A 13,375-nucleotide genomic window follows, 5' to 3' on the forward strand; every position below is an offset into this window, starting at 1 on the left:
GCGGCCACCCTTAGTAAGTCCGGACTTTTGGTTCGAAGGCAGGAACTGTCTTCGGCGCAAAGTTGACGCCACGCTTGGCGACGCGCTTCTCACCCGGGTAGTACAGGGTGTGGCACAGCCAGTTCTCGTCGTCACGGTCTTCGAAGTCTTCACGGGCGTGCGCGCCGCGGGACTCTTTACGGGCTTCGGCTGCGATGGCGGTCGCTTCGGCAACTTCCAGCAGGTTCTGCAGCTCCAGCGCTTCGATACGCGCGGTGTTGAAGGCCTGGGACTTGTCGTTGATCTTGACGTTGGCAATGCGGTCACGCAGGCCGGCCAACTGCTCGATACCCTTCTGCATGTATTCGCCAGTACGGAATACACCGAAGTAGTTCTGCATGCAGCTCTGCAGCTCGCGCTTGAGGCTTGCGACATCTTCGCCAGTGGTGCGCTCGTTGAGCTTGTTCAGGCGGTTCAGGGCAACGTCGACATCGGTGTCGCTCGCGTCGCGGTACTCGACGCCGTCGCTCAGTGCCTTTTCCAGGTGCAGGCCGGCAGCGCGACCGAATACCACCAGGTCGAGCAGCGAGTTGCCGCCCAGGCGGTTGGCACCGTGAACCGATACGCACGCCACTTCACCCACAGCGAACAGGCCTGGGATGATCTGATCCTTGCCTTCGGCGTCCATGGTGATGGCCTGGCCATGAATGTTGGTGGCAACGCCGCCCATCATGTAGTGGCAGGTCGGCACGACCGGAACCGGCGCGACCACCGGGTCGACGTGGGCGAAGGTCTTGGACAGCTCGCAGATGCCTGGCAGGCGGCTGTGCAGCACTTCCTCGCCCAGGTGGTCCAGCTTCAGCAGTACGTGGTCCTTGTTCGGGCCCACGCCGTTGCCGGCGATGATTTCCTTGACCATGGAACGGGCGACCACGTCGCGACCAGCCAGGTCCTTCGCGTTCGGCGCGTAACGCTCCATGAAGCGCTCGCCGTGGGCGTTGATCAGGTAGCCACCCTCACCGCGGCAACCTTCGGTGACCAGTACACCGGCGCCGGCGATACCGGTCGGGTGGAACTGCCACATCTCGATGTCCTGCACCGGCACGCCTGCACGCAGGGCCATGCCGATACCGTCGCCAGTGTTGATCAGGGCGTTGGTGGTGGAGGCGTAGATACGGCCCGCACCGCCGGTGGCCAGAACGGTGGCCTTGGACTTGATGTACATGGTTTCGCCGGTTTCGATGCAGATCGCGATCACACCGACGAAAGCGCCGTCTTGGTTCTTGACCAGGTCAACGGCGTAGTACTCGTTGAGGAAGGTGGTGCCCGCCTTCAGGTTGCCCTGATAGAGGGTGTGCAGCAGGGCGTGACCGGTACGGTCGGACGCGGCGCAAGTACGCGCAGCCTGGCCGCCCTTGCCGAAGTCCTTGGACTGGCCACCGAACGGACGCTGGTAGATACGGCCGGTTTCGGTACGCGAGAACGGCAGGCCCATGTGGTCCAGCTCGAAAACCGCAGCCGGGCCTTCCTGACACATGTACTCGATAGCGTCCTGGTCACCGATGTAGTCGGAACCCTTGACGGTATCGTACATGTGCCAGCGCCAGTCGTCGTTCGGGTCGGCCGAAGCGATGGCGCAGGTGATGCCGCCCTGGGCGGATACAGTGTGCGAACGGGTCGGGAACACCTTGGTGACTACTGCGGTCTTGTGGCCGCCTTGAGCCAGCTGCAGTGCTGCGCGCATGCCCGCACCGCCGCCACCGATGATGATGGCGTCGAAGGAAATGGTTGGAATGTTAGCCATGAATCAGATACCCCAGAGAATCTGCACACCCCAGACGAAGTAAGCGAACATCGCAACGCCGCATACCGCCTGGAACAGGAAACGAATCGCAGTCGCCGACTTGCCGAACGACATCGGCGTCAGGTAGTCGGTGGCAATGGTCCACATGCCGACCCAGGCGTGAGCGCCCAGGGCAACGAGTGCCAGCAGACTGAAGATCCGCATCGCGTTGTTGGAGAACAGAGCGTGCCACTGGGCATAGTCGATGCCCGGGTGGATCGCGAGGTAGCCGATCAGGAAGATGAAGTAAGCCGCGAGAACGACCGCCGAGACGCGCTGCGCCATCCAGTCATAGAGGCCCGAACGCGACAGGTTCGTGACATTAGTTACCATACCCAAACTCCCGCCAGAACGATCAGCACCACGGAGATGACGATCACGATTTTCGAGCCCAGCTTGCCGCCTTCCAGCGTCTCACCGACACCCATGTCCATGATCAGGTGGCGAACACCTGCGACGAGGTGATACAGCAGGCCGGACAGCAGGCCCCAGGTCACCAGTTTGGCCAGCGGACTGGTCAGACACGCCTTCACCTCGGCAAAGCCTTCCTCGGAACCCAGCGACTTGCCCAATGCGTACAGCATGATGGCAAGGCCGAGGAACAGGATGACGCCGGAAATACGGTGAAGAATGGACGTGTACGCGGTGATCGGGAGTTTGATGGTCCTTAGGTCTAGGTTTACAGGTCGTTGGCTTTTCACGGCTTTTTTCACACTGAAGAGCCCCTAGCGAACAGGGCAAAGTTGTTGGTAAGTGTACTGGTCAGGTACCCACCACCGAAGAGAACACGACACCCAGCAGGGCGGGCTGGAAAGCCCCTGGGAGTCGGCTGCCGAGTATAGACAGTTAGGCTGCTTATGACAACGTAAGGGGCTAGCCCGAATAGCGCATTGCCTTTAGCGAACAAAAGGCGTAAACGGGCGGCAATTTCGTGAAAATCATGGGCTTGGAGGGTGTTTCAACCAGCCTTTAGGCAAATTGACATTCGAATTTATCCCTCTATAGTGGTGCGGGCCCTGCGTGGGGGGTCTGTCTGATGATTTCAAGCATTAATAGGAGGCCACATGGCTGACAAAAAAGCGCAGTTGGTCATCGAGGGCGCAGCCCCCGTAGAGCTGCCCATTTTAACCGGCACCGTTGGTCCCGATGTTATCGACGTCCGCGGGTTGGGGGCATCCGGTCACTTCACCTTCGACCCCGGTTTCATGGCGACCGCCTCGTGCGAGTCGAAGATCACCTACATCGACGGCGACAAGGGCGTGCTGCTGCACCGCGGCTACCCGATCGAACAGCTCGCCGAGCAATCGGACTACCTGGAAACCTGCTACCTGCTGCTCAACGGCGAACTGCCGAACGCAGAGCAGAAGGCCCAGTTCGTCAGCACCGTGAAGAACCACACCATGGTCCACGAGCAGCTGAAATCCTTCTTCAACGGTTTCCGCCGCGACGCCCACCCGATGGCCGTCATGTGCGGCGTGGTCGGCGCCCTCTCGGCGTTCTATCACGACTCGCTGGACATCAATAACCCGCAGCACCGCGAGATCTCCGCCGTGCGCCTGGTCGCGAAGATGCCGACGCTTGCAGCGATGGTATACAAGTACTCCATGGGCCAACCCATGATGTACCCGCGCAACGACCTGTCGTACGCAGAAAACTTCCTGCACATGATGTTCAACACCCCGTGCGAGATCAAACCGATCAGCCCGGTGCTGGCCAAGGCGATGGACCGGATCTTCATCCTCCACGCCGACCACGAGCAGAACGCTTCCACCTCCACCGTGCGCCTGGCCGGCTCCTCGGGTGCCAACCCGTTCGCCTGTATCGCCGCCGGTATCGCCGCACTGTGGGGCCCTGCCCACGGCGGTGCGAACGAAGCGGTCCTGACCATGCTCGATGAAATCGGCGATGTCTCGAACATCGACAAGTTCATCGCCAAGGCCAAGGACAAGAACGATCCGTTCAAACTGATGGGCTTCGGTCACCGCGTCTACAAGAACCGCGACCCGCGCGCCACCGTGATGAAGCAGACCTGCGACGAAGTCCTGCGCGAGCTGGGCATCAAGGACGATCCGCAGCTGGAACTGGCGATGCGCCTGGAAGAGATCGCCCTGACCGATCCGTACTTCATCGAGCGCTCGCTGTACCCGAACGTCGACTTCTACTCGGGGATCATCCTCAAGGCGATCGGCATTCCAACCAGCATGTTCACCGTGATCTTCGCCCTGGCACGTACCGTGGGCTGGATCTCGCACTGGAAGGAAATGCTCTCCGGCCCGTACAAGATTGGTCGTCCGCGCCAGCTGTACACCGGCGAGCCGCAGCGCGACATCACCGCACTGAAAGACCGCAAGTAAGCCGCCCAGGCTGAACGCAAGAAGGCTGCCCTCGGGCAGCCTTTTTCATTGGGCCATTCGACGAGAGAACCTCAGTTCTTCTCGGCCCGCTCACGCAAGCCTTTCAGCGTATTGAACGGCGCATCCACCACGAACTTGTTGGCCAACCACGAAGGCACGCTACCACCCGGCTCGGTGTGCACCTGATAAGTCACCTCGGTGCTGTCGCCCTTGGGCACCAGCTTCCAGAAGCCCTCGACCTGCGCCACGCGCACGAAGCCCTTCTCCTCCGGCAGGTACTTCGGATCGCCCTCGAGCTTGCGGGTCAGGCTGCCGTCGGCCTCCTGCACCGTGGTCACGCGCAGGATCGAATCGCGCGGCGTCACTGGCCAGGGCGTATTGAACTGGGTGTAGGTCCAGCTCTGGTCGCCCTCATGCTTGAGCAGCTTCTGCGACTTGCACTCATGCACCCAGGCGCAGGCGCCGGCTACATCCTCCTGCAGCGCCTTGACCTTGGCCAGCGGCGCCTTGATGACGGTCACCCCACGGTAGGCCTTGTACTTGGAATCCGACACCTCGCTGAGGGACACCTTGATGCCCTCCTCGTCCTTGGCCACCTGCCAGCTCTCGGCCCAGGCCGCCGGCGCCAGCAAGACACCCATGCCACACAGCAGTACAACGCGCTTGATCGATCTCATCATCTTGTTCCTTTTGTCGAAGATCCAAACGTCACGCCGCCGTCATCTGCTCCAGCCAGCCAATGATCCTGATCGCATCGTCGCGATCGCTGCCGCAGACATCCACCTCGGCCTTGAACCCGCCACAGACCTTTGGCCGTTCGGGCTTGCCGAACAAGGCGCAGAGATAGTCCACGGACAGGTGCAGGCAACGCTCGCCCGCCGGCTTGCCCTGGGGCATACCGGGGATCGGCGAACTGATGGAAGGGGCAATGCAGCAGGCACCGCAGCCCTCGCGGCATTTCATGACAACTGGACTCCCTGGAACTGGACGGGACGGACATCCCTGGATACTAACCGCTCAAACATATGTTTGAAATTACCGAACCGATGAAATCCGCGGTGACTCGGCAGTCAGTTGCGAAATTCGAAATCGATGGCGGCACCCTCGACATCACGGCGACTGTCGTTGCGCAACTGCAACTGCATTTCGTTGCTGATGAGCCGGCCGTTGAGCTGGAACGGACTGTCATCGGACGCGGGCTTTTCGGGGAACATCGATGGCAGCAGGGGTTTGCGCGTCGACGAGGCATTGCCGACATCCGGCTTGAGGTTCTTCACCATCTCGGTCGGCAGGCTCAGATCGAGCTTGGGATTGGGCAGTGGCTTGCTCGCCGCCTTGCTGACCGGCTTGCTCTTCGGCTTTGGCTTAGGCTTGCTTGCAGGTTTACTGGCCGTCTTCGCCGGGGTCTTGACCGCCGGTTTGGCGGTCTTGCTCTGGGAGACTTCGCTCTTGGCCTGCACCTGCGCAGCCTGCACCGACGCACCCGGCAACCAGGGCAGCGCAAGACACAGGATCAGGGCAATCGGGCGAAACGCATTCATGGGCATCAAGAGCATGGCATCAAAATGCCTATGCTCCCTGTTCCCCGCCCTTATGACAAGCTACAAAATCGAGACAGCGGACTCTCGACACAATTGTTGGGCCAGCAGCCCCAAGGTCATCACCGCCCGCTCTGCCTCCTTGCTCCAGGGAATCCCGCAATTGAGGCGGATGCAGTGGTTGAATTGCTCGGTGTTGCTGAAGATCAGACCAGGCGCGATGCTGATGCCCTGCTCCAGCGCCCGCACATGCAACTCCTGGGTATTGACTCGCCCCGGCAGGCTGACCCAGAGAATGAACCCACCCGTAGGCCGAGTCATCTGCGTGCCGTCCGGGAAGTGCTGCTGCACCGCCAGCTGATAGGCACTGAGATTTTTGCGGTACTCCTGGCGAATGAAGCGCAGGTGGCGGTCGTAGCCGCCATTCTCGAGATAGGCCGCCACACCCATCTGGGTGACACTGCAGGCCGAATGCGTGGTGAAGGTCTGCAAGCGCTGGATCTCGTCCTGGTAGCGCCCAGGAATCATCCAGCCGACCCGAACCCCTGGCGACAGCGTCTTGGAGAAGCTCGAACAGTAAATCACTCGATCCAGCCGGTCGAACGCCTTCAGCGCCTTGGTTCGCCCCTGCTCGAACATCAGTTCGCCATAGATATCGTCCTCGACGATCTGGATATCGAAGTCTGACGCCAGGCGCAGCAACTGTTTCTGCCGCTCTTCCGGAATGGTCCCGCCCAGAGGGTTGCTCAGGCGCGCCGTCAGCACCAGGGCCTTGATCGACCACTGGTTGGCAGCCAATTGCAGCGCTTCGAGGCTGATGCCGGTGGACGGGTCGCTGGGAATCTCGATCACCTTCAGGCCCAGCAAGTCCGCCAACTGCAGCAGCCCATAGTAGGTCGGCGACTCGGCGGCGATCAGGTCGCCAGGACGCGTCAACACGCGCAGCGCCATTTGCAAGGCATCGACACAGCCATGGGTGACAATCACCTCGCGCGGGTCGACCAGCACGCCAGCGTCACGCATGCGAATGGCGATCTGCCGGCGCAGCGGCTCGAACCCCGGGCTGAACATGTAGCTGAAGGCACGCGGGCTGTGGAACCGCGTCACCTTGGCGATCTGCTGGTGCAGGGCCCGAACCGGCAGGTAGTCCACATGGGGAACAGCAGCGCCAAACGGGAACACGCCATCGCGGCGCGCTTCAGTGAGCACTTGCTGGATGATACTGGCCCGGGTGACCAACCCAGGGCGCTCGACCCGGGCGATATCCGGCGTCTGCGCGGTCAGGGCGGGCGTCTGGTGGACATAGTAGCCAGACTGCGGGCGGGCACGGATCAGCCCCTGATCCTCGAGGTTGGCGTAGGCCTGCAGCACCGTGGCATGACTGACATTGAGCTGGGCGCTCATCTTGCGCACGGAAGGCACGCGCTCGCCTGGCTGGTAGACACCGCGACGGATGTCATCGGCCAGTTGCTGGGCAATGCGCTGGTACAACAGCAGGTTGGTCATGGTGATTCTCGAAGCGCGGACGGGTTCGTTGTTCTTGTACGACTCACAGTCGAGACAGAATACCGTAACAGTTGCAAAGTGTACTGGGACAGTTCCGAGAATAGTCGACATTACACTTGCTTGACAGCGGCGAACAGACGAACCGTCAGCGCGGGTGCCAGGCAGCACCCGAACAGCACTCAGCGCGGCGGCGCGAGCTTGCCCTTCTCATCGGAGAACACGATCTCCACACGGCGGTTCTGCGCCCTGCCCCGCTCCGAGGCGTTGACCTCGACCGGGTACTGATCGCCATACCCCTCGACCTCGATGCGCTTTTCATCGATGCCCAGGTCGACCAGCATGTCCGCCACGGACTGCGCACGGTCACGGGACAGCTTCAGGTTGTCTTCGGACGCCCCGGTGCTGTCGGTGTAGCCCTCGATCCGCACCACGCGGCGCGGGTTGAGCTGCAGGAACTGCACCAGCTTGAGCACCGTGCGACTGGCGGAGTTCTTGAGATCCGCCTCGCCGGTGTCGAACAGCACGTCCCCCAGCGTCATTACAAGGCCGCGATCGGCCTGCTCCGATGCCAGGGCGGCGATCTGCGATTCGACCCACTTGCCCTGCTGCTGCACGCTGGCCAGCTTCGCCTCACGCAGCGCCAGTTGCAGACGCTGGCGCTCCAGATCGAGCTTGGCCAGGCGCTCCTGGTTCAGTGCCAGATTGGCGTGCTCGCGGGCGATCTCGCTGTAGCGCTGGCTGAGATAGGCATAGTGACGTACATCGGTGCCGCTGCCGACATAGCTGGCCAGGCGCTCTGCACGCGCCAGCGACTCACCGGCACGGATCACATCGCGCGGTGCACTGCGCAGCACGTCGGAGTTGTCCTTGACCTTCTGGAACGCAGCCGTGGCATCGTCCAACGCCGACTCGCTGCGCTGGCTCGCGCAACCCTGCAGACCGACGGCCAACGCCAACACGACCAGGGCAGCGCCGGGCTTGAATGTACGGCTCATGGCTGCACCTCCAGTTGCTTGCGCAGGCGCTTGATACGCGACTCGGTCACCTTCAACTGTTCTTCACTTTTCTGGGTCAACACCTGAGCCTCGGCCAGGCGTGCATCCAGCTCGGCCTGCTCGGCGCGCATGCGCGCATCACGAAAGTCTTCGCTGACCATGTTGGTCTTGGCTCGGGCGAACTTGTCTTCGGCCAGCTTGAACGCCTCGACCTGCTCAGTCGCGCCGACAGCCTTGGCCTGCTCCAGCGCCTGCTCGGACAGGCGCATCTGCTCATGAGGAGCCGGATCGTTGGCACAACCGGCCAGGGCTGCAACAGCCAGGACCAGGATCAGTGGTTGGATTCTCACGCATTCTTCCTACTGTTTGGGGGCGTCCCCGGTCATCTGCATCTGCGCTTTCCAGCGCTCCACATTCCGCTGCAGCACCGCCTCGGAGGCGCCAGAGATCGGCAATTCTGTCAGCTTTTTCGCCAGTTGCCCACGCAGCCAGGCATCGTTACAGGCCGAATTGTGCGACACCGCCAGGTACAGCCCCGGACGATCCACCGGCAGGCCGCGCGCGACGAGGTCGTTGCTCATGCCCAGGCTCTGGGTCATGGCCATCCCCGAATAGCGTCCCGCCAATACGTAGTCGACCTGCCCCAGCACCAGCTTCTGGAAGGCCTGGGTGAGATTCTGCGCAGGCACCAGCTTGAGCTGGGACTTGGCGAACGCTTCGAACGCCGGAGTCAGCCGGGCCTTCTCCGAAAGGCTGCCCTGATAGCGGGCCAGATCCGCCGGACCGTCGAAATCCAATGCCGAATCATGGCGAGTCCAGACCAGGTATTCGTTGAGCTGCAGGGGGGGATGGATGTAGTCCAGCGCGGTCAACTGGCCGACTTGCATCGGCGTGTCCAACAACAGGTCCATGCGCCCGCTGCGCACCTCTTCCAGCGCCTGCTCGCGGCGCCCGGCATGCAGCACCTCGACCCTCACCCCCAACTCGCCCGCCACCTGGCGCAACAGGTCGACATTGGCACCGATCAGGTGCCGGGGGTCTTTCGGGTCCTGCCAGGAGTACGGCGGCGCATCCGGGCTGCCAGTGGCCACCAGCTTTTCACACTTGCCGGCGGCCATCGCCTGCGAGGATATCAAGGCCACCATGCAGGTCAGCAACCGACCCGTTCTGCCAAACGCCATTACCTTGCTCCTTGCCAGCCATGCAAAAAAAAGCCCGACCCCTGTAACGAGGGTCGGGCTTCTTTATAAGTGAAGCGCTCGGATCAGACCAGCTTTTCCAGCTCCGGCACCGCCTCGAAGAGGTCGGCAACCAGGCCGTAGTCGGCAACCTGGAAGATCGGGGCTTCTTCGTCCTTGTTGATCGCGACGATCACCTTGGAGTCCTTCATGCCCGCCAGGTGCTGGATCGCGCCGGAGATACCGACGGCGATGTACAGCTGCGGCGCGACGATCTTGCCGGTCTGGCCGACCTGCATGTCGTTCGGCACGAAGCCTGCGTCGACCGCAGCGCGCGAAGCGCCGACAGCGGCGCCGAGCTTGTCGGCCAGGGCGTACAGGTGCTTGAAGTTGTCACCGTTGCCCATGCCACGGCCGCCGGAAACGACGATCTTGGCGGCGGTCAGCTCGGGACGGTCGGACTTGGCCAGCTCTTCGCCAACGAAAGCCGACTTGCCGGCGTCGTGGGCAGCAGCAACGGCTTCCACCGCAGCCGAACCACCTTCGGCGGCCACGGCGTCGAAGCCGGTGGTACGCACGGTGATGACCTTGACCGCAGCGCTCGATTGCACGGTGGCAATGGCGTTACCGGCATAGATCGGACGCTTGAAGGTATCGGCGGATTCGACCGAGACGATCTCGGAGATCTGGTCGACGTCCAGCAGCGCAGCGACGCGCGGCAGGATGTTCTTGCCGTTGGTGGTGGCCGGGGCCAGCACGTGGCTGTAGCCCTTGGCCAGCTCGACGATCAGTGGCGCGACGTTTTCCGGCAGGGCGTGGGCATAGGCCGCATTGTCAGCGACCAGCACCTTGGCAACGCCAGCGATCTTGGCCGCAGCCTCGGCTACGCCGCCGACGTTCTGGCCTGCGACCAGCACGTGGACGTCGCCACCGATCTTGGCGGCAGCAGCGACAGTGTTCAGGGTGGCCGGGGCTACGGCACCGTTCTCGTGTTCAGCGACAACCAGGATAGTCATTTAGATTACCTTCGCTTCGTTCTTCAGCTTCTCGACCAGTTCGGCCACCGACTTGACCTTGATACCGGCGCTGCGTGCAGCAGGCGCTTCGACTTTGATGGTCTTGGTGGTGGAGGCGGTGGATACGCCCAGCGCATCTGGAGTCACGGTCTCCAGCGGCTTCTTCTTGGCCTTCATGATGTTCGGCAGCGACGCATAGCGCGGCTCGTTCAGACGCAGGTCGGTGGTGACGATCGCCGGCAGGTTCAGCGCGACGGTCTGCAGGCCGCCATCGATCTCACGGGTGACGCTCAGCTTATCGCCAGCCACTTCGACCTTGGAGGCGAAGGTGCCCTGGGCGTAGCCGGTCAGCGCAGCCAGCATCTGGCCAGTCTGGTTGTTGTCACTGTCGATGGCCTGCTTGCCGAGGATGACCAGCTGCGGCTGCTCTTTATCGACGATGGCCTTCAGCGCCTTGGCCACGGCCAGGGAGTTCAGTTCCTCGCTGGTCTCGACCAGGATGGCACGATCGGCACCCAGTGCCAGGGCGGTACGCAGTTGCTCCTGGGCGGCGGTCGGGCCGACGGCAACGGCGACGATCTCGGTCGCAACGCCCTTCTCTTTCAGGCGTACGGCTTCTTCCACGGCGATTTCGCAGAAGGGGTTCATGGACATCTTGACGTTTGCAAGGTCGACGCCGGAGTTGTCCGCCTTGACGCGAACCTTGACGTTGTAGTCGACCACTCGTTTGACAGCTACAAGAACCTTCATGGATTCCTCGTTACTCTCCGGTGAAAAGAATGTCGCCTGGGGCGTGCCCGGCGAATGCGCGTGGGTACAAGGACACCTCTGAAAACGTTCCGGGTCGAGCGAAATTTGCCATGACCGATCAGTCCTGTACGGACTGGCGGGGCAAAACCCGCGGGTCATTTTCTGTCGTGGCGTGTAGACTCCACTACAAAAAGGGTTTCGGCCTTTATTCCCTGCTCTACGCCTGGTTTTTAGAGGTGCACCTGCGCCCGACGGTCAGCCTACGGCGAGCGTAAAACCGCTCGTATCTTGACCGTAACACCCAATCCGGTCAATACGGCAAATTGGCCAGCCTCCAGCCGCCCTCCTGTGATTTTACTGGGCTGCGGCAAATTCAAACAAACGTTTGTATTGGACCCGCCAAGTGGTGTAGATATAATGCGCGGCCAAGACAAAACGGTGTAGTCCGCCACCGGCACGGCTACAGCTGCCCCGACCGTGAGCGGGCATCCGACACCCATAAGACAAGCAACGCGATGAGCCTTGAGTAGGAGAGAACCTGTGGAACGCGAATACATGGAATTCGACGTGGTCATCGTCGGGGCAGGCCCGGCGGGCCTGTCTGCCGCCTGCCGCCTGAAGCAGAAGGCCGCCGAAGCCGGTAACGAGATCAGCGTCTGCGTGGTCGAGAAAGGCTCCGAGGTCGGCGCCCACATCCTCTCCGGCGCGGTCTTCGAACCCCGCGCGCTGAACGAGCTGTTCCCCGATTGGAAAGAACTCGGCGCCCCGCTGAACACCGAGGTCAAGCGCGACGACATCTATGTGCTCAAGGACCAGGGCAGTTCGGTCAAGGTGCCGGACCTGTTCGTGCCCAAGACCATGCACAACCAGGGCAACTACATCATCTCGCTGGGTAACCTGTGCCGCTGGCTGGCCCAGCAGGCCGAGAACCTGGGCGTGGAAATCTACCCGGGCTTCGCCGCTCAGGAAGCGCTGTTCGACGAGAACGGCGTAGTCCGTGGCATCGTCACCGGCGACCTGGGCGTCGACCGCGAAGGTCAGCCCAAGGACGGCCTGTACACCCCCGGCATGGAGCTGCGCGCCAAGTACACCCTGTTCGCCGAAGGTTGCCGCGGCCACATCGGCAAGCAGCTGATCAAGCGCTTCGACCTGGACAGCGAAGCCGACGTGCAGCACTACGGCATCGGCATCAAGGAAATCTGGGAGATCGACCCGAGCAAGCACGAGCAAGGCCTGGTGGTGCACACCGCCGGCTGGCCGCTGGATGTGGTGAGCGCAGAGAACACCGGCGGCTCGTTCCTCTATCACCTGGAGAACAACCAGGTAGTAGTTGGCTTGATCGTCGATCTTTCCTACGCCAACCCCTACCTGTCGCCGTTCGACGAGTTCCAGCGCCTGAAGCACCACCCGGTGATCAGCCAGTACCTGGAAGGCGGCAAGCGGATCAGCTACGGCGCCCGTGCCATCTGCAAGGGCGGCCTGAACTCGCTGCCGAAGATGGTGTTCAACGGCGGCGCGCTGATCGGCTGCGACCTGGGCACCCTGAACTTCGCCAAGATCAAGGGCAGCCACACGGCGATGAAGTCCGGCATGCTGGCCGCCGATGCAGTGGCCGATGCCCTGTTCGCCGGCAGCGAAGGTGGCGACGCCCTCAACAGCTATGTCGAGGCGTTCAAGGCCAGCTGGCTGTATGAAGAGCTGTACGCCAGCCGCAACTTCGGCCCGGCCATGCACAAGTTCGGGCCACTGTTCGGCGCTGCGTTCAACTATGTCGACCAGAACTGGTTCGGCGGCAAGCTGCCGTTCACCCTGCACGACACCAAGCCCGACTACGCCTGCATGAAGCTGGCTGCCGACGCGAAAAAGATCGACTACCCCAAGCCCGACGGCAAGCTCAGCTTCGACAAGCTCAGCTCGGTGTTCCTCTCCAGCACCAACCATGAAGAGGAACAACCCTGCCACCTGAAGCTGACCGATCCGAACGTGCCGATCGCCACCAACCTGCCGCTGTACGACGAGCCGGCCCAGCGTTACTGCCCGGCCGGGGTCTACGAAGTGGTCACCCAGGAAGACGGCAGCAAGCGCTTCCAGATCAACGCGCAGAACTGCGTGCACTGCAAGACCTGCGACATCAAGGATCCGTCGCAAAACATCACCTGGGTCACCCCAGAAGGTGCCGGCGGCCCTAACTACCCCAACATGTAAGGCCCGCGCCG

At 62.1% G+C, this 13,375-nt stretch carries 14 protein-coding genes; 2 read left to right on the forward strand and 12 right to left on the reverse strand.

The window, feature by feature from the left end:
• Positions 1-10: 10 nt before the first annotated feature.
• Genes sdhA through sdhC form a run of 3 tightly spaced genes read right to left on the reverse strand, consistent with a single transcriptional unit; the run spans position 11 to position 2,535 of the window.
• On the reverse strand, positions 11-1,783 hold the full coding sequence (sdhA, locus tag ACTYOL_RS18805) for a succinate dehydrogenase flavoprotein subunit (RefSeq protein ID WP_054894254.1): 1,773 nt from the start codon (positions 1,781-1,783) through the stop codon (positions 11-13).
• 3 nt (positions 1,784-1,786) lie between these two features.
• Entirely contained in the window at positions 1,787-2,155 is a 369-nt protein-coding gene (gene sdhD, locus ACTYOL_RS18810; protein ID WP_054894255.1) for a succinate dehydrogenase, hydrophobic membrane anchor protein, read from the reverse strand.
• A complete protein-coding gene (sdhC, locus tag ACTYOL_RS18815) occupies positions 2,149-2,535 on the reverse strand; it encodes a succinate dehydrogenase, cytochrome b556 subunit (protein WP_023628897.1) in 387 nt (128 codons plus the stop codon). The genes sdhD and sdhC overlap by 7 nt, the downstream gene beginning before the upstream one ends.
• A 351-nt stretch (positions 2,536-2,886) precedes the next feature.
• Here sdhC and gltA point away from each other — a divergent pair, with 351 nt between their 5' ends.
• A complete protein-coding gene (gltA, locus tag ACTYOL_RS18820; RefSeq protein WP_054894257.1) occupies positions 2,887-4,176 on the forward strand; it encodes a citrate synthase in 1,290 nt (429 codons plus the stop codon).
• Positions 4,177-4,247: 71 nt separating this feature from the next.
• Here gltA and ACTYOL_RS18825 read toward each other — a convergent pair whose 3' ends face one another.
• The 9 genes from ACTYOL_RS18825 to ACTYOL_RS18865 form a co-directional block, all read right to left on the reverse strand.
• Complete coding sequence (locus ACTYOL_RS18825) at positions 4,248-4,856, reverse strand: START domain-containing protein (RefSeq protein WP_444756911.1); 609 nt, start codon at positions 4,854-4,856, stop codon at positions 4,248-4,250.
• A gap of 28 nt (positions 4,857-4,884) precedes the next feature.
• Positions 4,885-5,139: a YkgJ family cysteine cluster protein gene (locus tag ACTYOL_RS18830; RefSeq protein ID WP_054894259.1), complete on the reverse strand. Its 255-nt coding sequence runs from the start codon at positions 5,137-5,139 to the stop codon at positions 4,885-4,887.
• A gap of 107 nt (positions 5,140-5,246) precedes the next feature.
• Positions 5,247-5,717, reverse strand: a complete 471-nt coding sequence (locus tag ACTYOL_RS18835; protein WP_200602824.1) for a hypothetical protein — start codon at positions 5,715-5,717, stop codon at positions 5,247-5,249.
• Between the two features lie 60 nt (positions 5,718-5,777).
• Positions 5,778-7,220 carry an aminotransferase-like domain-containing protein gene (locus ACTYOL_RS18840; protein ID WP_054894261.1) on the reverse strand — a complete coding sequence of 481 codons (1,443 nt, stop codon included), beginning with the start codon at positions 7,218-7,220 and terminating at the stop codon, positions 5,778-5,780.
• 179 nt (positions 7,221-7,399) lie between these two features.
• Complete coding sequence (locus ACTYOL_RS18845; protein WP_444756912.1) at positions 7,400-8,215, reverse strand: OmpA family protein; 816 nt, start codon at positions 8,213-8,215, stop codon at positions 7,400-7,402.
• Positions 8,212-8,565, reverse strand: coding sequence for a DUF4398 domain-containing protein (locus ACTYOL_RS18850; RefSeq protein WP_054894263.1), 354 nt, complete (start codon positions 8,563-8,565; stop codon positions 8,212-8,214). Before ACTYOL_RS18850 ends, ACTYOL_RS18845 begins: the two co-directional genes overlap by 4 nt.
• A 9-nt stretch (positions 8,566-8,574) precedes the next feature.
• Positions 8,575-9,396: a substrate-binding periplasmic protein gene (locus tag ACTYOL_RS18855; protein ID WP_197891652.1), complete on the reverse strand. Its 822-nt coding sequence runs from the start codon at positions 9,394-9,396 to the stop codon at positions 8,575-8,577.
• A gap of 83 nt (positions 9,397-9,479) precedes the next feature.
• Entirely contained in the window at positions 9,480-10,409 is a 930-nt protein-coding gene (locus ACTYOL_RS18860; RefSeq protein WP_054894265.1) for an electron transfer flavoprotein subunit alpha/FixB family protein, read from the reverse strand.
• Complete coding sequence (locus ACTYOL_RS18865) at positions 10,410-11,159, reverse strand: electron transfer flavoprotein subunit beta/FixA family protein (RefSeq protein ID WP_444756913.1); 750 nt, start codon at positions 11,157-11,159, stop codon at positions 10,410-10,412.
• A gap of 540 nt (positions 11,160-11,699) precedes the next feature.
• On the opposite strand from ACTYOL_RS18865, the gene ACTYOL_RS18870 reads away from it, so the two are divergent.
• A complete protein-coding gene (locus tag ACTYOL_RS18870) occupies positions 11,700-13,364 on the forward strand; it encodes an electron transfer flavoprotein-ubiquinone oxidoreductase (protein ID WP_063545594.1) in 1,665 nt (554 codons plus the stop codon).
• Positions 13,365-13,375: the final 11 nt, after the last annotated feature.

This window comes from Pseudomonas sp. A014 (assembly GCF_052378495.1).
Classification (GTDB): Bacteria; Pseudomonadota; Gammaproteobacteria; order Pseudomonadales; family Pseudomonadaceae; genus Aquipseudomonas; species Aquipseudomonas machongensis.

What these genes read in the sequence shown, in the direction of transcription:
- sdhA (WP_054894254.1), bottom strand. Translation starts at nt 1,783, where the DNA reads ATGGCTAACATTCCAACCATTTCCTTCGACGCCATCATCATCGGTGGC.
- sdhD (WP_054894255.1), bottom strand. Translation starts at nt 2,155, where the DNA reads ATGGTAACTAATGTCACGAACCTGTCGCGTTCGGGCCTCTATGACTGG.
- gltA (WP_054894257.1), top strand. Translation starts at nt 2,887, where the DNA reads ATGGCTGACAAAAAAGCGCAGTTGGTCATCGAGGGCGCAGCCCCCGTA.
- ACTYOL_RS18825 (WP_444756911.1), bottom strand. Translation starts at nt 4,856, where the DNA reads ATGATGAGATCGATCAAGCGCGTTGTACTGCTGTGTGGCATGGGTGTC.
- ACTYOL_RS18830 (WP_054894259.1), bottom strand. Translation starts at nt 5,139, where the DNA reads ATGAAATGCCGCGAGGGCTGCGGTGCCTGCTGCATTGCCCCTTCCATC.
- ACTYOL_RS18835 (WP_200602824.1), bottom strand. Translation starts at nt 5,717, where the DNA reads ATGAATGCGTTTCGCCCGATTGCCCTGATCCTGTGTCTTGCGCTGCCC.
- ACTYOL_RS18840 (WP_054894261.1), bottom strand. Translation starts at nt 7,220, where the DNA reads ATGACCAACCTGCTGTTGTACCAGCGCATTGCCCAGCAACTGGCCGAT.
- ACTYOL_RS18845 (WP_444756912.1), bottom strand. Translation starts at nt 8,215, where the DNA reads ATGAGCCGTACATTCAAGCCCGGCGCTGCCCTGGTCGTGTTGGCGTTG.
- ACTYOL_RS18855 (WP_197891652.1), bottom strand. Translation starts at nt 9,396, where the DNA reads ATGGCGTTTGGCAGAACGGGTCGGTTGCTGACCTGCATGGTGGCCTTG.
- ACTYOL_RS18860 (WP_054894265.1), bottom strand. Translation starts at nt 10,409, where the DNA reads ATGACTATCCTGGTTGTCGCTGAACACGAGAACGGTGCCGTAGCCCCG.
- ACTYOL_RS18865 (WP_444756913.1), bottom strand. Translation starts at nt 11,159, where the DNA reads ATGAAGGTTCTTGTAGCTGTCAAACGAGTGGTCGACTACAACGTCAAG.